The sequence below is a fragment of the Streptomyces sp. NPDC004134 genome (assembly GCF_042874195.1).
GTDB lineage: Bacteria > Actinomycetota > Actinomycetes > Streptomycetales > Streptomycetaceae > Streptomyces.
This window is the reverse complement of the sequence record NZ_JBIAMS010000006.1, coordinates 14,420-33,741: the sequence shown is the minus strand read 5'-3', so window position 1 is coordinate 33,741 and position 19,322 is coordinate 14,420. Positions and strand designations below refer to the sequence as shown.

Here is a 19,322-nt window from a genome sequence, read left to right as displayed (position 1 = left end):
AGCCCGACGATGACCGCACGACTGGCCCTGATCACCGGCCACACCTTCGGCCGGCGCGCGTACGAGGGCGTGTTCGCCTCGTCCGCCTACCTCGACGGGCGGATCGAGGTGCCGCTGATGGTCGGGCTGCCCGAGGAGCGGGCGGCCGGCACCGCCGGCTACGCCACGGTCGCCGGTCTCGCCCGGGAACACGGCGCGGAGTTCGCCGCGGCGAAGGACGGCACGCTGCGCGAGCTGGCACCGGTGATACGGGCGTGCGAGCCGGACTACCTGCTGGTCGTCGGCTGGTCGCGGCTGGTGCCCCCGGAGGTGGTGGGCATCGCCCCGTACGGCGGCATCGGCATGCACCCCACGAAGCTCCCGCTGGGCCGCGGGCAGGCGCCGATCCCGTGGACGGTCATCAAGGGGCTGCGCAGCACGGCGCTTTCGGTGTTCTTCCTCGAACAGGGGGCGGACACGGGACCGTTGATCGCGCAGTACGACCTGGAGGTACGGGCCAGGGAGACGGCGTCGTCGCTGTTCGACCGGATGGCGCAGACGCACTTCACCGCCGGTCTCGAACTGGCACCCGCGCTCGCGGAGCGCCGGGTGCGGGGCGAGGCCCAGGACGGTGCGACGGCGACGCGGTGGCCCAGGCGGCGCCCGGCGGACGGGCGGCTCGACCACGCGATGTCCGCCGCCGAGGCCGACGCCCTGGTACGCGCCCTTCTCGGCCCGTACCCCCGCGCCTTCGTCTCCGTGGGCGGCACCGACTACCCGGTGCGCGCGGCCCGTTTGCTCACGGGCGAGGCCGCTCCGGCCAGCGCGCCGCGCGCGGAGGTGACCGCGACGCGCGTCCGCTTCGGCTGCCGCGACGGGGTACTCGAACTGGTCCGCGATCTGCCGTGACCACCTGATCCACCCGCGCAGGCGCGCGGCCTTCCGCACCGAAGGGGCGGTCGGAGTCCGGTCGACCACCGGGCTCCGGCCGCCCCTTCGTGTGTCCCCCGCTGGGCGGTGCGGGGGAAACCCGTGTCGCATCCCTTGACGGTCTCAGGGTGACGTGCCTAACGTTCCTGATAACACATTCTTAGACAGTGATAACCCGATCGGCCAACTCCGGTGTCGCTCTGATGCGCGGGGAGGAGCTTTCCATGGAATCCATGGGGATTTCAGCGCAGGGTATCGCGATGAGTTTTGCTCGGCGCGAGCAGGAACAGACGGTTCTGGAGAACCTGGACCTCGACATCACCCCCGGCAGCTTTGTCACGCTGCTCGGCCCTTCCGGCTGCGGCAAGAGCACGCTGCTGAAAATTCTGGGCGGCATTCTCGAACCCACGGCGGGGACCGTGCGGATCGGCGGGCAGCCGGCCGCCGACGCGGTCAAGGACCGCGTGATCGGCCTCGTACCGCAGCGGCCCGCGCTGCTGCCCTGGAAGTCCGCGCTGCAGAACGCGAGCATGCTGCGGCAGATCGCCGCGGGCGAGCGCGCCGCGGAGGCCGCCCCCGCGGCGCGCCGGGCGCTGGAGCTGGTCGGCCTCGCCGCGGCGGAGGACAAGCTGCCGCACGAGCTGTCCGGCGGCATGGCGCAGCGCGTGTCCATCGCCCGCGCGCTGGCCATGGACCCGGCCATCCTGCTGATGGACGAGCCGTTCGGCGCGCTGGACGCCATCACCAGGGACGAGATGAACCTGAAGCTCGCCGAGATCTGGGCGACGACCGGCAAGACCGTCGTCTTCGTCACCCACTCCATCTCCGAGGCGGTCTTCCTCTCCGACACCGTGCACGTGATGGGCCTGGACCGGGGGCGCTTCCTGGAGACGCTCGACGTCGCCCTGCCCCGGCCCCGCACCCGCGAGGTGCTCGACGACCCCGTGTTCACCGAGTACTCGGCGCGGCTGCGCGGCCACCTGGAACCGAAAGCGACGGTCTGACATGGTGCTCGCACAGGACGACGTGAAGAAGCCGGCCGGGCGCCGTCCCGCCGGCGGGGCCGGCGGCGCGGTGCGCGCCTGGATCCGGCGGGCGTGGCCCAGCCTCGCCGTGTTCGTCGCCGCCTTCCTGCTCTGGGAGCTGGCCGTCGAGGTCTTCGGCATCTCCAGCTTCGAACTGGCCAAGCCGAGCGAGTTCCTCGGCGAGATGTGGCGCTCGCGCGACATGCTGGGGGACGCCGCCTGGGTCACCACCCAGGAGATCCTGTACGGCTTCCTGCTCAGCTTCGCCATCGGCGTGCTGCTCGCCGTGCTGATCGTCCGCTTCGGCTGGCTGGAGCGCGCGCTCTATCCGCTGATCGTGCTCTTCCAGGTCGTCCCCAAGGTCGCCCTGGCGCCGATCTTCATCCTCTGGTTCGGCTACGGCCTCGCGCCGAAGCTGCTGCTCATCGTGGTGATCACGTTCTTCCCGATCACCCTGAACACGATCGTCGGCCTCAAGGCCATCGACCAGGACCTGCTGCTGCTCATGCGATCCGTGGGCTCGTCCAGGAACCAGATCCTCACCCGGATCCAGATCCCCACCTCGCTGCCGTACCTCTTCGCCGGCATGCGCATCGCGATCACCCTCGCCGTCATCGGCGCGGTGGTGGCGGAGTTCTCCGGCGCCCAGAACGGCCTCGGCTACCTCATCCAGTTCGCCTCGACGCAACTGGACACCCCGCTCATGTTTGCGGCCCTGACCCTCGTGTCCCTGCTCGGCCTGATCCTCTATTACGGGATGTCGCTGCTGGAGTTCCTGCTCCGCAAGCGATTCCCGCACATCACGGCCGACACCACCCGTTGAATCCGGCTTTGCATTCTCTCCTGCACTAGGAGCCCATCATGTTCCCCTCCGGAAAGAAAATCAGGAAGAGCAGGAAAACCGTCGCCGGTATCGCGGGCGCGACGGCCGCCGCACTCCTTCTCGCCGCCTGCGGCGGCGACTCGGGAAGCGACTCCGCCGACGGCGGACTCGACAAGGTAAGCGTCCAGCTCGACTACCAACTCCGCGGCAACCACGGCATGTTCTACGTCGCCGACAAACTCGGCTACTTCGAGGACGAGGGCATCGACGTCGACGGCATCAAGACCGGCACCGGCTCGCCCGACGCGCTGCGTATCGTCGGCACCGGCGGCGCCGACTTCGGCTTCGCCGACCTGCCGTCGCTCGTCACCGCGCGCTCCCAGGAGGTGCCCGTCACCACCCTGGCGGCGGTCAACCAGACCTCGCCGCTGGCGATGTGCACGGTGAAGGACAAGAACAAGCTGACGTCGATCGACGACCTGAAGGGCATGACGGTCGGCATCCACGCCGCCGGCTCCACCTTCCTCTTCTATCAGGCGCTGCTCGCGGACAACGGCCTGGACCGCGGGGACCTCAAGGAGGTCAGCGTCACCCCGCCGTACGAGAACTACCTGATCCAGGGCAAGGTCGACACCGTCCCCTGCTACATCGACGCCGAGGTGCCGCAACTGGAGGACGCCGCCGGCGGCGAGGGCTCCCTCGACGTCCTGCTCGGCTCCGAGCACGGCTACGAAGCCTACGGCTCCGGCCTGTTCACCAGCGACGACATGGTCAAGAACGACCCCGATCTGGTGCAGCGCTTCACCAACGCCTACATCAAGGCGTTCGGCTACGTGATGAAGCACCCCGACAAGACGGCCCAGATCCTCGCCGAGTCCTCCCCGGAGACCCGCGACAAGGCCGACCTGTTCGAGCGGCAGATCCAGGCGGACATCGACCACACCTTCACCAGCGCCGTCACCGAGAAGCACGGCCTGGGCGCCATGGACAAGCAGGCGTGGCAGGCGACCATCGACGCCCTCGCCGACCAGGACGTGCTCAAGGGCGGCACGCCCAGCGTCGCGGACGTCCACCAGGAGAAGTTCGTCGAGAAGGCCGCGAAGGCCGGCGCCGGATCCGGTGCCGGGAACGACGCCGGCAACTGAAGGCGCGGCCGGCCGCCCCCGGGCGGCCGGCACGACGAGTGAGAGCGGAGCTATGGAAACCACGGTTGACAGGCGGAAGCGCCACGCGGAGGTGTCAGGCGCCGGGTTCGCGGGGCTGACCGCCGCCGCGGCGCTCGCCCGGCGCGGGTGGTCGGTGCGGGTGCACGAGAAGGGGGCGGAGCTGCGCGAGCAGGGGGCGGGCATCGTCCTGTGGCACAACAGCCTCAAGGTGCTGAAGGCCATCGGCGCGTACGAGGCGGTGATGGCCGACTCGATGACGCCCCCGTACTACGAGACCCGCTTCCAGCACGCCAGCGTGTCACACGAGGACTTCGGCGGCCTGCCCTGGCGCACCATGACCCGGCCCTACCTGCACAAGTGCCTGCTGGAGGCCGCCCTCGCGGCCGGCGTGGAGATCCGCACCGGCTCCGAGGTGGTCGCCGCGGACCCGCGCGGCCGGGTCACCCTCGCCTCCGGCGAGACGCTCTACGCCGACCTCGTCGTCGGCGCCGACGGGGTGAAGTCGAAGGTCCGCGACTCCATAGGCTTCGAGCAGGAGCGCTGGAAGTCCCGCGACGGCATCACCCGGTTCCTCGTGCCGCGCCACAAGGCCGAACTCGGCCCCGGCGAGTGGGACAACGTCATCGACTTCTGGAACCTCGAACCCCGCTACCTGCGGGTGCTCTACGTGCCCTGCAACGACCGCGAGCTGTACCTGGCCCTCGGCGCGCCCCGGGCCGACGAACAGGGCAGCCGCACCCCCATCGACCTGGACCTGTGGACGTCCGCCTACCCCGAACTGACCCCCGTCCTGCGGGCCGCGGCCACCGCCGCGGACCCCCGCTACTACGGCTACGAGACCACCGCCGTCGCCGAATGGCGCCGCGGCGCCGTCGCCCTCGTCGGCGACGCCGCCCACGCCATGCCGCCCGCCCTCGCGCAGGGCGCCGGCTGCGCGATGGCCAACGCCTACACCCTGGCGGTCGCCGCCACCGAGGCCGCCGACGGCGAACTCGACGCGGCGCTGGCCGCGTGGGAGGAGCTGGAGCGGCCGTTCACCGACCGCTGCCAGCGCCGCTCCGCCGACTTCGCCGCCACCCGCGCGATGTCCGAGGGCAACCAGTTCACGCTGGAGAACCTCGAAACCGCCCTCTACGACCCGACCAACCCCAACCGCCACGCGCTGTCCGTCAGCCCCTGAGAGGAGATGCCCCCGATGAGCCCCGAGGAGCAGGTGACCAAGGACTACCAGGTACGGCGCTGGGTCGGCCTGGTCGAGGAGACGCTGCACGAGAACGGCCCCGCCGCCGCCGTGCCGCTGCGCAAGGCGGTGTGCGGCGTCGTCGTCGGGAACCCGTTCGCCGGCCGGTACGCCGACGACCTGTCCGCGCTCACCGCGCCGAGCGCCGCGCTGGGGACGGCGCTCGGCCTGCGGGCCGCGGCCCTCCTCGGCGCGCCCGTGGAGAGCTACGGCAAGGGCGGTCTCGCCGGTCTCGCGGGCGAGCAGGAGCACGTCGTCGCCTGCGTCACCACCGTCTTCGGCAACGCGCTGCGCGAGGCGATCGGCGGCGGCGAGGCGTGGATCTCCTCGGCGACCAAGACCGCCGCCGCCGGCGCCTCCCTCGACATCCCGCTGGCGTACAAGGACGAGGTGTACGTCCGTTCCCACTACGACGCCGTCACCGTCTCCGTGCCCGACGTGCCGCGCCCCGACGAGCTGTTCGTCTGCGTGGCCGTCGCCAGCGGCGGCCGGGTCCACGAGCGTGTCGGCGGCCTGACCGCCGCCGAGGCGCGCGAGCGGACCGCGGCCGGCCGGGCCCGGTGAGAAGGAGCAACCCGATGCAGACCAGCGATGCGCTGTACTCCCAGGACGACTCCGTCGCCAACGTGCTCGACAACCTCGCCAGGGCCCACCGGATCCTGGAGATGGAGGGCCACGGCGACATGTCCATGGGCCATCTGTCCTACCGCGACCCGCACGGCCGCGGGCTGTGGCTCAAGCGCGGCAACCTCGGCATGGAGGAGGTGCAGGCCGGCGACTACATCCTCATCGACTTCGACGGCACCGTCCTCGAAGGCCAGGGGCTGCGCCACCTCGAATGGCCGCTGCACGCCGAGATCATGCTCGCCCGGCCCGACGTCAACGTCGTCGGCCACTCGCACCCGTTCCACGCCACCGTCTTCGGCGCCGGCCGGGCGCGGATCGAGCCGGTGAACAACCACGGCGCGTGGTTCGCCGAGCACGGCGTCCCGCGCTTCGACGCCACCAGCCACATCATCACCACCCAGGAGCTGGGCCGGGACCTCGCCCGCGTGCTCGGCGAGGCCGACGCCGTACTCCAGGCCAACCACGGCGCCTCCTTCACCGGCCGCAACGTCCGCGACGCGACGCTCGCCGGGATCTTCCTGGAGAAGGCCGCCGCGTTCCAGCTCGCCCTGGCCGGCTCCGGCCTGCCGTACGACCCGCCGGACGCGGCCGAGAGCGTCGAGAAGAACCGCCGCATCTATCCCGAACGCGCCCGTGAGAACTACTGGATGTACTTCAACCGCAAGCTCGACCGGCTCGAAGCCGCCCGCTGAGCCGGTCCGCTGAGCCCGCCCGCGCGGCCGACGCGGCCGCCGCGGCACGGCACGAAAGGAACCATCGTGAGCATTCCCACCACCAGCGCCGTCCTCGGCTCGGGGAGCATGGGGCCCGGCATCGCCGCGCTGCTCGCCCGCTACGGGTCCGACGTACGGCTCTTCGACGTCAGTGAGGAGGCCCTGGCGCGGGCGGAGGGGACCTGCGCCGGCGTCGTCGCGCACCTCGACCGCCTCGACGTGCCGGTCACCCCCGGCGGCTCCGTCACGTTCGAGCGTGACCAGGCCAAGGCGCTGGCCGGCGCCGACCTCGTCATCGAGGCGGTGCCGGAGCAACTGGAGCTGAAGAAGACCGTGCTCGCCCAGGTCGAGGCCGCGGTGCGGGACGACGCGATCATCGCGACCAACACCTCCGGCATCCCGATCTCCGACATGGCGGTGGACATGGCCCACCCCGAGCGCCTGATCGGCATGCACTGGTCCAACCCGCCGCACCTGATCCCGATGATCGAGATCGTCAGGGGCGCACGCACCGGCGCCGCCGTCGAGGACCGCCTCGTCGGCATCGTCGAGTCGTTCGGCTACGAGGCCGTGGTCGAGAAGGAGGTGCCGGGATTCGTCGAGAACCGGGTGCTGTACGCCGTGCTGCGCGAGTGCATGGCCCTCGTCGAGGAGGGCGTGGTCTCCCAGCGCGACCTGGACACCGTCGTGAAGTGGGGCGTCGGCTACAAGCTCGCCGTCATCGGCCCGATGCGGCTGGTCGACATGGCGGGCCTGGACATCTACCAGGCCGTCGGCTCCTATCTGAACCGCGACCTGTCCACCGAGACCGGCGTCTCCTCCCTGGTCACCGAGCTGACCGCGGAGGGCAGGCTCGGCATGAAGACGGGCGGCGGCCTGTACGAGTACGGCGAGGGCGAAGTCGCCGCCAAGCGCGCCGACATCGTCGACGGACTGGTGAGCGTCCGCAAGGCGCTCTCCGCGATCAAGCCGGTCTGAGCGGACGGGAGCCGACCGTGAACCGCGCACCCCAGCCGGCCGACCCGGCACCGAACGCCACCCCCGCCGCGCACCCTGACGCGCCGCAGGGCCTGACGTTCGTGGCCGCCGGTGAGGTCGAGTTGTGCGTACGCGACGCGGGCGCCGGGCCGGCGGTCGTGCTGCTGCACGGCACGACCGCCAGCCTCGGCGTCTGGGACCCGGTGGTCGAGCACCTGGGCGGGACGGTACGTACCGTTGCCGTCGACCAGCGCGGCCACGGCCGCAGCGGCAGGCCCGCCGCCGGCTACGGCGCCGCCGCGTACACCGCCGACGTACTCGCCCTGGTCCGGGCGCTGGGGATCGGCCCCGTGGTCGTCGCCGGGCACTCGCTCGGCGCCCGCAACGCCGTCGTGCTCGCCGCCGCGCACCCCGACGTGGTCGCAGGCGTCGTCGCCGTCGACTACACCCCGTACGTCGAACCCGCCGTGCTCGACGCCCTGGAGACCCGGGTGCGCGGCGGCGACCGCACCTTCGCCTCCGGCACGGACGTCGAGACGTACCTGCAGGAGCGCTACCCCCTGCTGCCCCCCGGCGCGGTACGCCGCCGGCGCCGCTACGGCTACGCCCGGGCCGGCACCGGCCAGGCGCTGCGCCCGCTCGCCGACCCCGCGGCCATGGTCCGCACCGTCGACGGGCTGCGCCGCGACTTCGCCGCCGAGACCCGGGCCGTCGGCGTCCCCGTCACCCTGCTGCGCGGCGAGCACAGCGCGATCGTCTCCCCGCGCGCCTTCGCCGCCACCCGGGCGCTGCGCCCGGACTTCCGCGCCGTCGAACTCCCCGGGCTCGACCACTACGTGCCCGAGGAGGACCCGCGCACCGTCGCGGACGAGATCGTCCGCATGCTCGACCGGACGACGGGCCGACCCCGCCCGCGTCCCGCCACCGAGAGGAATTCGGACCCATGCCCCTGAACATCGAGGACCTCGCCGTCGCCGTCCGTGGCGTCGCCCCCGGCGAGCGGATCCCGGACCGGCACGCCGGGGACCACGGCAACGCCGCCCCCGAGGTCGAGATCACCGGAGTGCCCGCCGGCACGGCGGAACTCGCGCTGATCGTCCACGACCCGGACGCGCCGCTGCCGCACGGCTTCACCCACTGGGTGGTCTACGGCATCGACCCGGCCGCGCCGGCGGTGGCCGTCCCGGGTCCCGCGGGCACGGTGCGGGAAGGCCCCAACTCCCTTGGCGACAAGGCGTATACGGGACCCCAACCGCCGCCGGGGCACGGCACCCATCACTACTATTTCTGGGTGTACGCCCTCGACACCCCGGTCGCGGGCGAGCCGACGCGCGAGGAGTTCCTCAGCGCGTACGGCGATCGCGTCATCGAGCAGAACCGGCTCGTCGGCACGTACTCGGCCTGACGCACCCGGGGCCACACCACGAGCACAGAAGGGCGAGCGCATCGTGTCTGAAGGGCGGGAGCGGACCCCCGGCGTGGACAGCGCCAGGAGGGTGCTGAAGATCCTTCTCCTCTTCACGGAGAAGGGGCCGGAGCTGAGCGTGGAGGAGATCGCGCACTCCGTCGGCATCTCGGTGCCCTCCGCGTACCGGTTCGTCTCGCTGCTGCGCGAGATGGACATGGTGGAGGACAACGGCGGCGGCACGTACGTGCTCTCGCCGCGGATCTTCCTGCTGGCCCGCAGCGCGGAGCAGGCGTTCCCCGTCTCCAAGGTGCTCCGCCCGCTCGTCGAGCGGCTGTCGAAGGACACCGGCGAGGCGGCGCTGGTCATCCGGCGCGTGGGCGACTTCGCGACCTGCGTGGAGATGAGCCAGCCCGAGCACACGATCCGGCTCTCGTTCGAGCCGGGGCAGATCATGAGCCTGCATCGCGGTGCCGGGCCCAAGGTGCTGCTCGCCGCGATGGGCGAGGCGTGGGCCCAGCGCTACTTCGACCGGCTGCGCCCCGCGCCGCCGGCCGCCGAGCGGGACGGGGTGCTGGCCGAGGTGCAGGCCGTGGCCGCGCAGGGGTGGTCCAAGAGCGAGGCGGAGGTCGACGAGGGCGTGTGGGCGGTGGCCGCGCCGATCGGGGTGGGCGAGAAGGTCGTCGCCGCGGTCACGGTCGCGGGCCCGCACTTCCGCATCGACGACGAGCGTGCCGGGCACATCACGGAGCGCGTCGTGGCCGCCGCGGCGGAGCTGTCCGACTCGCTCGGCACCTGGCGGCGCTAGCGGCCGCCCCGGGGGTGTCGCCGCCGGCCTCGCGTGGCGCGGCGGCATCCCCCGGGGCGGCCGCCGGCCGTCAGCTCCCGGCCACGGTCCCCATGAGGGCGGAGAAGGACGCGGGGTCGGTGTCGAAGCCCTGCACCACCGGGCGGAACCGCCAGGTGCCGGGGGCCTCGCGGACGAACTCCGCGACGGTGGCCGCGGTCGCGCCCGCCACTCCGGCGAAGTCGTCGGCGGCCAGGTCGGCGTAGCCCTCGCGGACCTGCACGCCGGTGTTCGCCACCTCGCCGAACGTCCGCCGGCCGGAGCCCTGCTGGATCGCGACGCCGACGACCACGCGCCCGTACGCGGGGGCGATCCGCGCGAACTCCAGCGTCATCACCTCGTCGGCGCCGAAGCCCTGGCCGGTCTGGCTCTGCCGCTGCAGGGTGATCGTGCCGTCGGGGGAGCGGCTGTCGAAGTGGACCAGGTAGGCCGGCTCGCCCCGCGGGTCGTCGGCGCGGTACGTCGCCGCGATCAGGTCCAGGTCGTGGGGCGGCGCGCCGAGGGGGCTGGGGTCCCACTTCAGCGCGATCTCCACCTTGCCGACACCCCTGTTGAGACCGGTCACCGGGCTCCCCTCTCCCGTACTCCTGCGTGCTCCTGGCACAACTGCCCGGCGCGGTCCGCCGGTTGCCCTATCGTGTCACGTCCCACCGCGCGGGGGAGCGGCGCGCGGGGAGCGCGGGGCGGCACGCGGGGGCGGGAGCGGCCCGCGCCGTACGGGGGCGCCGGGGCCGTAAGGGCGGTGCGCCCGGGGCGGTGCGGAGCGCCTTGCGCGGCGGTTACACCAGAGGACCTGTCCACTGGCGCCGCGGCGCCGGATTGACGGAGCGTGTGCGGCGCGTCACGCTCGGGCCGTCCGCCACCCATGTCCGACCGGCGGGCTCTCGGTACCCGTACGCCACCCCCACATGGCACTTCGGACTGTCATGTACGGGCCAATCTGAAGGGAGCTCGAACACATGGCTTGCAGTACGAACTACCTCTGGCGCGGCGAGGCCACCTGGTTCTGCTGCGGCGCCGCCTGGGGCCCCTGCGGCTCCGCCGGCGGCGGCGCCTGCGGCAACTGCCGCTCCGCCTCGAACCACGGCGCCTGGCCGAACGCCTCCGCGGCCTGCTGGGACATCACCCGGCCCGACCTGTGCGGCGAGGGCGGCATCCCGCGGCGCGGCTGCGGCGCCGTCATGCGCGTCGTCCAGGAGTGCTCCAAGGCGGCGGTCTGCATCACGATCACCGACTGCGGCCCGCGGACCAAGAGCTTCTGCGGCGAGGCGTCCTGCTGCAACGGCGTCTGCCGCACCAACCGCATCCTGGACCTGACGCCCGCGGCGTACTCCCAGATCGCCAGCCTCAGCTCCGGCAAGACCGGTGTCTGGATCTACGAGTGAAGGAGGCGCGGCCATGAACGACGCAACGGGCTCGACGTTCGACCGGCGGCGCTTCCTGTCCGCCAGCGCACTCGGCGGTGCCACCGTGGTCGGCGCCACGGCGCTCGGCGCGGTGGACCCCGACGCCGCGTTCGCGGCGCCCACCCCGCCGCTGGACCCGGCGGTCGCCGCCACCTCGTTCGCCGAGGGCCTGATCACCGGCATCGACGGCGGCACCCTGCTGCACGTCAAGGGCTCCTACGGCGAACGGCACCGCATCCAGCTCACCAACGCCACGAGCGTCTGGAAGCTCCACCCCACCACCGCGGCGGACGTCGAGACCGGCGACGGCCTCTACGCCCGCGGCCTGGAGATGCCCGACGGCACCATCGCCGCCGACGCGGTCTGGGTGAACATCGTCAACCTCGACGTCACCGTCCGCGGCATCGGCAAGGACCGGCTCGCGCTCGGCTACCACGGCGGCGAGCTGATCGGCCGCATCGTCCCCGGCCGCTCCACGGCCTCGTACGCGGGCGCCGCGCTCACCGACGACCTGTCGGGCGTGCGGATGGGCCAGCACGCGCTGGTGCTCGGCGCCTGGCGGCCGAAGGACGGGGCGGTCGACATCGCCAGGATCACGGTCGGGCACTGACCGCCGCGGCCACTTCGAGGACGGAGGCAGCATGATCGCACTGCTGGTCGGCGGCGTGCTCGGCTGGAGCGGGAGCACCAAGCTGTTCGGACGCAACACCCCCGTGCAGGCGTCGGGCACCGTGCTGGAGCGCAAGCTCGGCGGGCTGCCGCGCGCCACGGTCGCGCTGCGCGCGGTCGGGGCGGCGGAACTGCTCGTCGCGCTCGCGCTGGTGGCGCTGCCGGTGCCGCTGGTCACCGGGGCGCTCGCGGCGCTCGCGGGCGCGGGCTTCGCGGCGTACCTCGGCTACGCCAGGGCCACCGCGCCCGACTCGTCCTGCGGCTGCACCGCGCGGGACAAGGCGCCCATCGGCGTACGGGCCTTCGCCAGAGCCGGGTTCGTCCTGGCCGGCGGTGCGGTCGTGCTGGCCGACGGCCTCGCCGCCGCGGGGCTGCCGGCACCGGCCGGCGGGCCCTGGTGGGCGGAGCTACGGGACCGGCCGGGCGCCGCGCTCGGCCTGCTGGCCGCCGGCACCGCGCTGGCCTGGCTGCTCTTCGGCGACCCCGACCGGGCCGTCCGGCTGCCGCTGCGCCGGCTGCGGCTGCGGCTCTTCGGGCACCCGCTGCACGGCGGGCCGGGCACCGGCGGCGACCCCGAGGCGGTGCCCGTCGAGGGCTCCGTCGAGCTGCTGGAACGCTCGCTGGCGTGGCAGACGGTGATCCACGTCGTCCGCTCCGGGCTGCGCGAGCACTGGGACGACGAGGGCTGGCGCTTCCTGCGCTACACCGGCCTGCACGACACCGGTCCAGGCGGCGCCGAGGGCGCCGGCCGGCCGGTGTCCGTGGTCTTCGCGATGGACGCGAAGGCCGGCCTCGACAGCCCGCGGCCGCCGGTGATCCGCGTCGGCGTCGTGGACGAGGAGACCGGCGAGCGCGTGGACGTCACCGCCGGCCGGGAGCGCCCCGGCGCGCTGCTCGGCGAAGGCGTCTGAGAGCGGTGCCCGGAGCCCGTACGGGGCCGGGCTCCGGGCACCGTCCCGGCTGCTGCTCCGCCGCTGCGGCTACTTCTGCGCCGCCGCGGTGGCGGGCATGCCGTAGGCGTCGGCGATCAGCTCGTACGAGCGCAGCCGCGCCGCGGGCCCGTGCACGTTCGTGGTGAGCATCAGCTCGTCTGCGCCCGTGCGCTTGCGCAGGTCGTCGAGACCGGTGGTCACCTCGTCCGGGGTGCCGTGCACCACGTTGCCGATCCAGGAGTCGGCGAACTCCCGCTCCAGCGGGCTGAACTCGTAGGACTCCGCCTCCTCGGGCGTGGGCACGAGGCCGGGCCTGCCGGTGCGCAGCCGCAGCATGTTCAGCGCTCCCGCCATGACCTGCCGCCGCGCCTCCCGGTCGTCCTCCGCGGCCATGACCGAGACGCCGATCAGGGCGTACGGGGCGGAGAGCACGGCCGACGGCTGGAACGCCTCGCGGTACAGCTCCAGCGCGGGCCCCGTGTGCTGCCCGGCGAAGTGGTGCGCGAACGCGAACGGCAGCCCCAGCTCGGCGGCGAGCCGGGCGCTGAACATCGACGAGCCCAGCAGCCACACCGGCGGCCGGTGCACCGACTGCACCCCGCCGGGCGCCGTGCCCTGCACCGGGCCCGGCACCGCGTGGATCCTGCGGTACGGATGCCCGTCGGGGAAGTCGTCGTCGAGGAACCGGATCAGCTCGGCCAACTGCTGCGGGAACTCCTCCGCGCCCTCGCGCAGCCGGTCGGTGCGGCGCAGCGCCGCCGCCGTCGCGCCGTCCGTGCCGGGCGCGCGGCCCAGGCCCAGGTCGACCCGGCCGGGGGCGAGCGCCTCCAGCGTGCCGAACTGCTCGGCGACGACCAGCGGCGCGTGGTTGGGCAGCATCACGCCGCCGGAGCCGAGCCGGATGGTCGTCGTGTGCGCGGCCAGGTGCGCCAGGATCACGGCGGGCGAGGAGGAGGCGACGCCGGGCATCGAGTGGTGCTCGGCGACCCAGTAGCGGTGGAAGCCGCGCGCCTCGGCGAGCCTGGCCAGCGCGGCCCCGGTGCGCAGCGCGTCGGTCGCGGTGTACCCGGTGCCCACGGTGGCCAGGTCCAGCACGGACAGCGGCACGGGGGCGGAGCCGCCCACCCGGCCCCGTATCTCGTCCTGCGCGTCGGGTGCCGTCACGTCCGCTGCCGCCACGTGGTCCTCCTGGTCTCCGGTGGTGTCTGGTCCTCCCCATGCCGACAACAGGAGGAGGGCTCCGTATTCCCGTATTCCCGGATCCGGGAATACGGGCGGCGGATCCGGGACCGGGGATCCGGCGGGGAACGGCGCCGCCGCCCCCCGTAGCGACGGCGCTGCCGCCCGCGGTGACGGCGCGGGCGGCAGCGGGGGGCGGCGGGCGCGTGGCGGGGTGGGTGACGCGCCCGCCGCGGCCGGAGCGGAAGGCCCGGGCGGAGGAGTGCCGGGCCTTCCGCGGTCCGCGGGGGACCGGGGTCAGCAGGCCCGTACGTCCTGCCAGACGCCCCACTCACCGGTGGTGCCGGGCTCCTGGCCCTGCGTCCACCACTTGGCCCGCCAGACGCGGCCCTTGTGGGAGACCTCGGTGCCGGAGTTGTACACCGTCGCGCTCGCCCAGGCGGGCACGATGCAGGTGCCGGGGTCGCCCCCGCCGCCGCCCGGGTCGCCGGGGGTGGTGCCGCGGGCCAGGTCGCCGGCGAGCGCGAAGGTCTTGCCGCCGAGCGCGACCGTCCAGTTCGACGGCGTGGAGACGGGCAGGTAGTAGACGAAGTCCATGTCCACGGACGCGCCGGGTGCCAGCGACTGGTGGGCCGGCAGCTTCACCGAGACCCGGTGGTAGTCGCCCTTCAGCCCGCCGACGTTCCCCGTGCCCGGATGGTCGCTGCGGATCACCTGGGCGCCCCAGCCGGACTGGTCCCTGGCGTTGTTCGGCGCGGAGGTGGCGTAGTCGAACCGGAACTCGGTGCCGCCCGGGACGGTCACCTTGGTGTTGTTGGTGAACCTGACCTTCGGGTTGATCGGGTAGTTGGAGTCGCCGAGCGCGAAGCCGTGCAGCTCCACGCCGATGTCCACGGTCTCCGCGGGCATCGCCGTGGTGGCACGCTTCGCGCCGTAGCCGGGCGCGGCCCTGAAGGCGTCGTGCAGCGTCGTGGTGAGCGTGTCGCCCACCTCGTACTGGCCCTTCGCCGCGTTCCAGCCGTAGTCGCCGGCCAGCTCCCAGATCATCGCGCCGCCGAGGCCCTTGTCGACGATGTACTTCGCCTTCGCGGCGATCGACTGCTCGTCCTCGGTGGACATGAACACCTTCTTCTCGGCGTTCCACAGCCACGGCGCCTCCATGGTGGCGCTGTACTTGCGGGCGTAGGTGCCCGTCAGCTTCGTGTCCGCGGGCAGCCCGAATTCCGGCAGGTAGTCGCCGGCGATGCCGCGCTCCAGGTTCTTGGCGTGCCACATCGGGTTGAACCCGGCGGGGGACTCCTTGCCGTCGTCGTCGAGGTCGTGCCAGATGTTGTCCACCCCGACCGCGCCGTCCCCGCAGCTCGTCAGCCCGGAGCCGGCCGGGCAGGCGGCGGTCTTCGAGGTGCCCCAGAGCCCGTCGGTGCCGCCGGTGACGTTCTTCCAGCCCCGGGTGTAGTACGGCAGCCCGAGGTTGATCCGGCCGGCCGGCATCAGGCCGCGGAAGTAGTGGTACGCCCAGTCCCCGTTGAGATACCCGATGCCGCCGTACTGCGGGGTGCCGTAGACGTTCCAGCGGGCGAGTTCCGCGTCCTTGCCGTCGTCGTAGAGCGCGGCGTTGGGGCCGACGAACTCGTTCCAGGTGCCGTGCAGGTCGTACGACATGATGTTGACGTAGTCGAGGTACCTGGCCGTGTCGTACGTCTCCATGCCGCGCAGCAGATAGCCGGAGGAGGGCCCGGCGGCGGTCAGCAGGTAGTGCCTGCCGTCCGCGGCGCTCGCGCGGTCGAGCTTCTCGCGCAGGGTCTTCATGAGGACGGCGTAGCTCTTGTTGAGGCCGCCGCGGCGGGCGTTGGCCACGGGCCAGTCCAGCGGGTGGCCGGCGTCCTTCATCGAGGTGGGGTACTCGTAGTCGATGTCGACGCCGTTGAAGCCGTAGGTGCGCACGAAGTCGACCGCGGAGTTCGCGAACGTCTCGATGCCCTGCTGGTTGACCGAGCCGTCGGCGTTGGTGGTCATGGTGTAGAAGCCGCCGGAGGCGACGCGCTTGCCGCTGTCGTCGAAGTAGCCGCCGGTCTCCGCCCAGCCGCCGACCGAGACGAGGGTCTTCACGCCCGGGTGTTGCTTCTTGTACTTGTTCAGCAGGTTGAAGTGCCCGTTGTACGCGTACGCCGGGTCCATCCCGGCGCCGGGGACGCCGGGCCAGGTCATCCCCGTGCTCGGGTTGGCGGGTGTGTCGCCGCCGACGGACAGCCGGTTGCCGGGGGAGACGTGCGCGAAGGCGTAGTTGAGGTGGGTGACCTTGTTCCAGGGGATGTCGGAGGGCAGATAGCGGTCCCGGCCGTTCTGGCCGGTGCGCCAGTTGGTGAAGTAGCCGATGGTGCGGCGCTTGCTGCCGTTGGGCAGCAGCTCGCGGCCCTCGGTGTCGTAGACGGTGCAGTACGGCACGTTGACGCCGGGCGTCTGGTACAGCCCGTCGGGCCGGCACGCGGCGTCGTCCGCGGCGGCGGCCTGTGCGGTGTGCGGGGAGAGGAGGCCGAGCACCAGCCCGGCCAGCCCGGCGGCGGCTCCCGCCAGGGTGCGTCTCGCGCGACTCGGGAACGGCACGATCATTTCCTCCCGTAGAGGTGTGTCGATCGAGCGGGGCACGTGCGCGTCCGCCCGGGCGTGCACGCCCGGACAGGCACCTCTGAGGCTGCGGAGCAGGTTAAAAGGACTAGACCAATGCGTCAAGAGGTCTGTACCACTGCAGTTCTCCGTGCCGCGCCCGGGCTGGTACGGAAGGGGGGAGCCCGCCCTGGCCCCTGCGGCCGCGGTGCCGAGGTGTCACGGAGTCGAAATACCGCGTTCACAAACCTTCCTGACAAGGCATTTCCGCGTCCCGCGGGGGTATTTCCGGAACCCCTTACGCCGATTTCCGGTCACGGCCCCCCGTCGCGGCCCCAGGTGCCGGCCGCCGGCCGCGCTAGGGTGTTCGACCTGCGGCGGAGCAGGGAGTCGGGGTGCGCATACAGCAACTGGAATACGTGGCCGCGGTGACCCGGTTCGGTTCTCTGCGGCGCGCCGCGGAAGCGCTGCACCTGTCGCAGCCGGCGCTCAGCGAGACCGTACGGAATCTGGAGCGCGAACTCGGCGTCGACCTGCTGGACCGGCGCCGCTCCGGGGCCAGGATCAGCGACGCCGGGCGGGAGTTGCTCCCGCACATCGCCGCCGTGCTCGACGCCGTGGACCGGCTGCGGCGGGCCGCCGACGAGCAGCACCGGGTCAGCCGGTCGATCCGGCTCGGCACCGGCGGCGCGGTCGCCGCGCCGCTGCTGGCGCCGGCCGTGCGGGAGTTCCGGGCCGGCCATCCGCAGACCGGGGTGGAGATCGTCGCGGGCGCCGAGGAGGCCGTACGCCGCGGGCTCGTCGAGGGCGGGCTCGACCTGGGGCTCGTCGTCCGGCTCGCCGGCGAGGAGCCGTACCCCGACCTGCACGACACCGAACTGCTGCGCGGCCGCCCGGTGGTGTGCCTGAGCCCCGGCAGCCCGCTGGCGGAGCTGGACGAGATCGGCGCCGTGGAACTGCTCGCGGAGCCGCTGGTCGGGGCGCGCTCCGGCTGCCTCGTGCACCGGCTGCTGCACCGACTCGGAGCCGCCCGCCCGCCGCTGCCCGCGTACGCGGCCGACACCCCCGACGCGGCGAAGCACCTCGTCGCAGAGGGGCTGGGGGTGACCGTGCTGCCGGACTTCGGGGTCGTCGGCGATCCGCTGGAGCGGCACGGCGCGGTCACCTGGCGGCCCCTCGCCGGCGCCGCCGTCCCCGCCGTCCACCTGATGCTCTGGCGCAGCCGTACCCGGGCCATCCCGCCCGCCGCCCGCGTGCTGCACGACGCCCTCGCCGCCGCCGCGGCGGCGGCCGGGCCCGTATCCGCCTGACGCCCGGCCCGGGACGGACCCGAGGCCCCGTCGGCCCCGCGGGTCGTCCCATGCCCCGCCCGCCACCAGGATCTTCGGTCGGTATTTGGCGTGAACCTGCCACTTGTGGCGCCGTCCGGCATGCGAGACGCTGCCGGGGCACCGCCCGTATCCGGGCGTGTCACCCGCACCGCACTACGCCTCATTGCCCGTAATCCGGTCAACGAAAGGTTCTGGTGCACGAGATGAGACTCACCCCCACACCCCTGCGCCGCGCGGCCACCGTGCTCACCGCGCTCGGCCTCGCCGCCGGCCTCCAACTGGCCGCCGGCACCGGCGCGAACAGCGCACCCGCCGACGGCGACCTCCGGCTCGCCCCGGCCGCCACGGCCCTCGACGGCCAGTGGATCGTCGTGCTGAAGAACGGCGAGGTCGCCAAGTCCGACACCCGCTCCGTGGCCCGCGACCTGGCCGGCACCGCGGACGTCAGGCCCGAGCACGTCTACCGCACCGCGCTGCGCGGCTTCTCCGCCGAGATGAGCAAGACGGAGGCGGCCGAGGTGGCCCGCGACCCGCGGGTGGCGTACGTCGAGCAGGACGCCGTCGTCCGGACCGCGGAGACCCAGACCAACGCCACCTGGGGCCTGGACCGCATCGACCAGCGCGACCTGCCGCTGAGCACCACGTACACGTACAACACCACCGCGGCGAACGTCACCGCCTACATCATCGACACCGGCATCCGCACCACGCACAGCGAGTTCGGCGGCCGCGCCTCGGTCGGCACCGACACCGTCGGCGGCGGCCAGAACGGCCAGGACTGCAACGGCCACGGCACCCACGTCGCGGGCACCGTCGGCGGCAAGACGTACGGCGTGGCCAAGGAAGCGAAGCTCGTCGCGGTACGCGTCCTGAACTGCAGCGGCTCCGGCAGCACCGCCGGCGTCGTGGCCGGCATCGACTGGGTGACCGCCAACGCCACCAGCCCGTCCGTGGCCAACATGAGCCTCGGCGGCGGCGCCAGCACCACGCTCGACAACGCCGTCAAGCGGTCGGTGGCCGCCGGCGTGACGTACGCGATCGCCGCCGGCAACGGCGACATCTTCGGCACCCCGCAGAACGCCTGCAACTACTCGCCGGCGCGGGTGCCCGAGGCCATCACGGTCGGCGCCACGGACAACGCCGACCGGCGCGCCTCGTGGTCCAACTTCGGCACCTGCCTCGACCTGTTCGCGCCCGGCGTGAGCATCACGTCCGGCTGGTACACCTCGGACACGGCCACGAACACCATCTCCGGCACCTCGATGGCCACCCCGCACACCGCGGGCGTCGCCGCGCTGTACCTCCAGGGCAACCCCTCGGCCAGCCCCGCCCAGGTCAGCCAGGCCATCGTGAACGGCTCCACGCCGAACAAGGTGCAGGACCCGCGCACCGGTTCGCCGAACCGGCTGCTCTACTCGCTGTTCTGACAGCCGTGCCGGCCCCGCCGGCGACGCCGGCCTGAAGACGG

19 protein-coding genes are annotated in these 19,322 nt (G+C 73.0%); 16 read left to right on the top strand and 3 right to left on the bottom strand.

Annotation, left to right across the window (positions count from 1 at the left end; translation table 11 throughout):
- Positions 1-9 precede the first annotated feature (9 nt).
- The 11 genes from ACFYVJ_RS10455 to ACFYVJ_RS10405 all read left to right on the top strand — a co-directional run bounded on the left by ACFYVJ_RS10455 (position 10) and on the right by ACFYVJ_RS10405 (position 9,694).
- Positions 10-888 (top strand): formyltransferase family protein, encoded by an 879-nt coding sequence (locus ACFYVJ_RS10455; RefSeq protein WP_388888690.1) that lies wholly within the window; start codon positions 10-12, stop codon positions 886-888.
- 281 nt (positions 889-1,169) lie between these two features.
- Positions 1,170-1,913: an ABC transporter ATP-binding protein gene (locus tag ACFYVJ_RS10450; protein ID WP_388888688.1), complete on the top strand. Its 744-nt coding sequence runs from the start codon at positions 1,170-1,172 to the stop codon at positions 1,911-1,913.
- A 1-nt stretch (position 1,914) separates the two neighbouring features.
- The gene (locus ACFYVJ_RS10445; protein WP_388888685.1) at positions 1,915-2,757 is read left to right on the top strand and encodes an ABC transporter permease; all 843 of its coding nucleotides are present in this window, start codon (positions 1,915-1,917) and stop codon (positions 2,755-2,757) included.
- Between the two features lie 38 nt (positions 2,758-2,795).
- Positions 2,796-3,902: an ABC transporter substrate-binding protein gene (locus ACFYVJ_RS10440; RefSeq protein ID WP_388888682.1), complete on the top strand. Its 1,107-nt coding sequence runs from the start codon at positions 2,796-2,798 to the stop codon at positions 3,900-3,902.
- A gap of 52 nt (positions 3,903-3,954) precedes the next feature.
- On the top strand, positions 3,955-5,103 hold the full coding sequence (locus tag ACFYVJ_RS10435; protein ID WP_388888679.1) for an FAD-dependent oxidoreductase: 1,149 nt from the start codon (positions 3,955-3,957) through the stop codon (positions 5,101-5,103).
- A gap of 15 nt (positions 5,104-5,118) precedes the next feature.
- Positions 5,119-5,727 carry an amino acid synthesis family protein gene (locus tag ACFYVJ_RS10430; protein ID WP_388888676.1) on the top strand — a complete coding sequence of 203 codons (609 nt, stop codon included), beginning with the start codon at positions 5,119-5,121 and terminating at the stop codon, positions 5,725-5,727.
- A 14-nt stretch (positions 5,728-5,741) separates the two neighbouring features.
- Positions 5,742-6,482 carry a class II aldolase/adducin family protein gene (locus tag ACFYVJ_RS10425; protein ID WP_388888673.1) on the top strand — a complete coding sequence of 247 codons (741 nt, stop codon included), beginning with the start codon at positions 5,742-5,744 and terminating at the stop codon, positions 6,480-6,482.
- A gap of 66 nt (positions 6,483-6,548) precedes the next feature.
- Complete coding sequence (locus tag ACFYVJ_RS10420) at positions 6,549-7,481, top strand: 3-hydroxyacyl-CoA dehydrogenase NAD-binding domain-containing protein (RefSeq protein WP_388888670.1); 933 nt, start codon at positions 6,549-6,551, stop codon at positions 7,479-7,481.
- A gap of 17 nt (positions 7,482-7,498) precedes the next feature.
- Positions 7,499-8,434 (top strand): alpha/beta fold hydrolase, encoded by a 936-nt coding sequence (locus ACFYVJ_RS10415; protein WP_388888667.1) that lies wholly within the window; start codon positions 7,499-7,501, stop codon positions 8,432-8,434.
- Positions 8,425-8,886: a YbhB/YbcL family Raf kinase inhibitor-like protein gene (locus ACFYVJ_RS10410; RefSeq protein ID WP_388888664.1), complete on the top strand. Its 462-nt coding sequence runs from the start codon at positions 8,425-8,427 to the stop codon at positions 8,884-8,886. Before ACFYVJ_RS10415 ends, ACFYVJ_RS10410 begins: the two co-directional genes overlap by 10 nt.
- A 43-nt stretch (positions 8,887-8,929) precedes the next feature.
- Positions 8,930-9,694 (top strand): IclR family transcriptional regulator, encoded by a 765-nt coding sequence (locus ACFYVJ_RS10405; protein WP_388888661.1) that lies wholly within the window; start codon positions 8,930-8,932, stop codon positions 9,692-9,694.
- A gap of 70 nt (positions 9,695-9,764) precedes the next feature.
- Here ACFYVJ_RS10405 and ACFYVJ_RS10400 read toward each other — a convergent pair whose 3' ends face one another.
- Entirely contained in the window at positions 9,765-10,298 is a 534-nt protein-coding gene (locus ACFYVJ_RS10400; protein ID WP_388888658.1) for a TerD family protein, read from the bottom strand.
- 394 nt (positions 10,299-10,692) lie between these two features.
- On the opposite strand from ACFYVJ_RS10400, the gene ACFYVJ_RS10395 reads away from it, so the two are divergent.
- Genes ACFYVJ_RS10395 through ACFYVJ_RS10385 form a run of 3 tightly spaced genes read left to right on the top strand, consistent with a single transcriptional unit; the run spans position 10,693 to position 12,719 of the window.
- A complete protein-coding gene (locus ACFYVJ_RS10395; RefSeq protein ID WP_347577311.1) occupies positions 10,693-11,118 on the top strand; it encodes a hypothetical protein in 426 nt (141 codons plus the stop codon).
- A 13-nt stretch (positions 11,119-11,131) separates the two neighbouring features.
- A complete protein-coding gene (locus ACFYVJ_RS10390) occupies positions 11,132-11,749 on the top strand; it encodes a cell wall protein (protein WP_388888656.1) in 618 nt (205 codons plus the stop codon).
- Between the two features lie 31 nt (positions 11,750-11,780).
- On the top strand, positions 11,781-12,719 hold the full coding sequence (locus ACFYVJ_RS10385; RefSeq protein ID WP_388888653.1) for a MauE/DoxX family redox-associated membrane protein: 939 nt from the start codon (positions 11,781-11,783) through the stop codon (positions 12,717-12,719).
- A gap of 69 nt (positions 12,720-12,788) precedes the next feature.
- Here ACFYVJ_RS10385 and ACFYVJ_RS10380 read toward each other — a convergent pair whose 3' ends face one another.
- Together ACFYVJ_RS10380 and ACFYVJ_RS10375 are read right to left on the bottom strand one after the other, a co-directional pair.
- Positions 12,789-13,919, bottom strand: coding sequence for an LLM class flavin-dependent oxidoreductase (locus tag ACFYVJ_RS10380; protein ID WP_388888651.1), 1,131 nt, complete (start codon positions 13,917-13,919; stop codon positions 12,789-12,791).
- Between the two features lie 297 nt (positions 13,920-14,216).
- Complete coding sequence (locus tag ACFYVJ_RS10375) at positions 14,217-16,529, bottom strand: chitinase C-terminal domain-containing protein (protein WP_388888649.1); 2,313 nt, start codon at positions 16,527-16,529, stop codon at positions 14,217-14,219.
- A gap of 389 nt (positions 16,530-16,918) precedes the next feature.
- On the opposite strand from ACFYVJ_RS10375, the gene ACFYVJ_RS10370 reads away from it, so the two are divergent.
- Both ACFYVJ_RS10370 and ACFYVJ_RS10365 read left to right on the top strand, forming a co-directional pair.
- Positions 16,919-17,833, top strand: a complete 915-nt coding sequence (locus tag ACFYVJ_RS10370; protein WP_388888647.1) for a LysR family transcriptional regulator — start codon at positions 16,919-16,921, stop codon at positions 17,831-17,833.
- Between the two features lie 215 nt (positions 17,834-18,048).
- A complete protein-coding gene (locus tag ACFYVJ_RS10365; protein ID WP_388888645.1) occupies positions 18,049-19,281 on the top strand; it encodes a S8 family peptidase in 1,233 nt (410 codons plus the stop codon).
- The last annotated feature ends 41 nt before the right edge of the window (positions 19,282-19,322 follow it).

Excerpts from the sequence above, each read along its gene's own strand:
- ACFYVJ_RS10455 (WP_388888690.1), top strand. The coding sequence starts at position 10 with ATGACCGCACGACTGGCCCTGATCACCGGCCACACCTTCGGCCGGCGC.
- ACFYVJ_RS10450 (WP_388888688.1), top strand. The coding sequence starts at position 1,170 with ATGAGTTTTGCTCGGCGCGAGCAGGAACAGACGGTTCTGGAGAACCTG.
- ACFYVJ_RS10445 (WP_388888685.1), top strand. The coding sequence starts at position 1,915 with ATGGTGCTCGCACAGGACGACGTGAAGAAGCCGGCCGGGCGCCGTCCC.
- ACFYVJ_RS10440 (WP_388888682.1), top strand. The coding sequence starts at position 2,796 with ATGTTCCCCTCCGGAAAGAAAATCAGGAAGAGCAGGAAAACCGTCGCC.
- ACFYVJ_RS10435 (WP_388888679.1), top strand. The coding sequence starts at position 3,955 with ATGGAAACCACGGTTGACAGGCGGAAGCGCCACGCGGAGGTGTCAGGC.
- ACFYVJ_RS10430 (WP_388888676.1), top strand. The coding sequence starts at position 5,119 with ATGAGCCCCGAGGAGCAGGTGACCAAGGACTACCAGGTACGGCGCTGG.
- ACFYVJ_RS10425 (WP_388888673.1), top strand. The coding sequence starts at position 5,742 with ATGCAGACCAGCGATGCGCTGTACTCCCAGGACGACTCCGTCGCCAAC.
- ACFYVJ_RS10410 (WP_388888664.1), top strand. The coding sequence starts at position 8,425 with ATGCCCCTGAACATCGAGGACCTCGCCGTCGCCGTCCGTGGCGTCGCC.
- ACFYVJ_RS10395 (WP_347577311.1), top strand. The coding sequence starts at position 10,693 with ATGGCTTGCAGTACGAACTACCTCTGGCGCGGCGAGGCCACCTGGTTC.
- ACFYVJ_RS10390 (WP_388888656.1), top strand. The coding sequence starts at position 11,132 with ATGAACGACGCAACGGGCTCGACGTTCGACCGGCGGCGCTTCCTGTCC.
- ACFYVJ_RS10385 (WP_388888653.1), top strand. The coding sequence starts at position 11,781 with ATGATCGCACTGCTGGTCGGCGGCGTGCTCGGCTGGAGCGGGAGCACC.
- ACFYVJ_RS10375 (WP_388888649.1), bottom strand. The coding sequence starts at position 16,529 with ATGATCGTGCCGTTCCCGAGTCGCGCGAGACGCACCCTGGCGGGAGCC.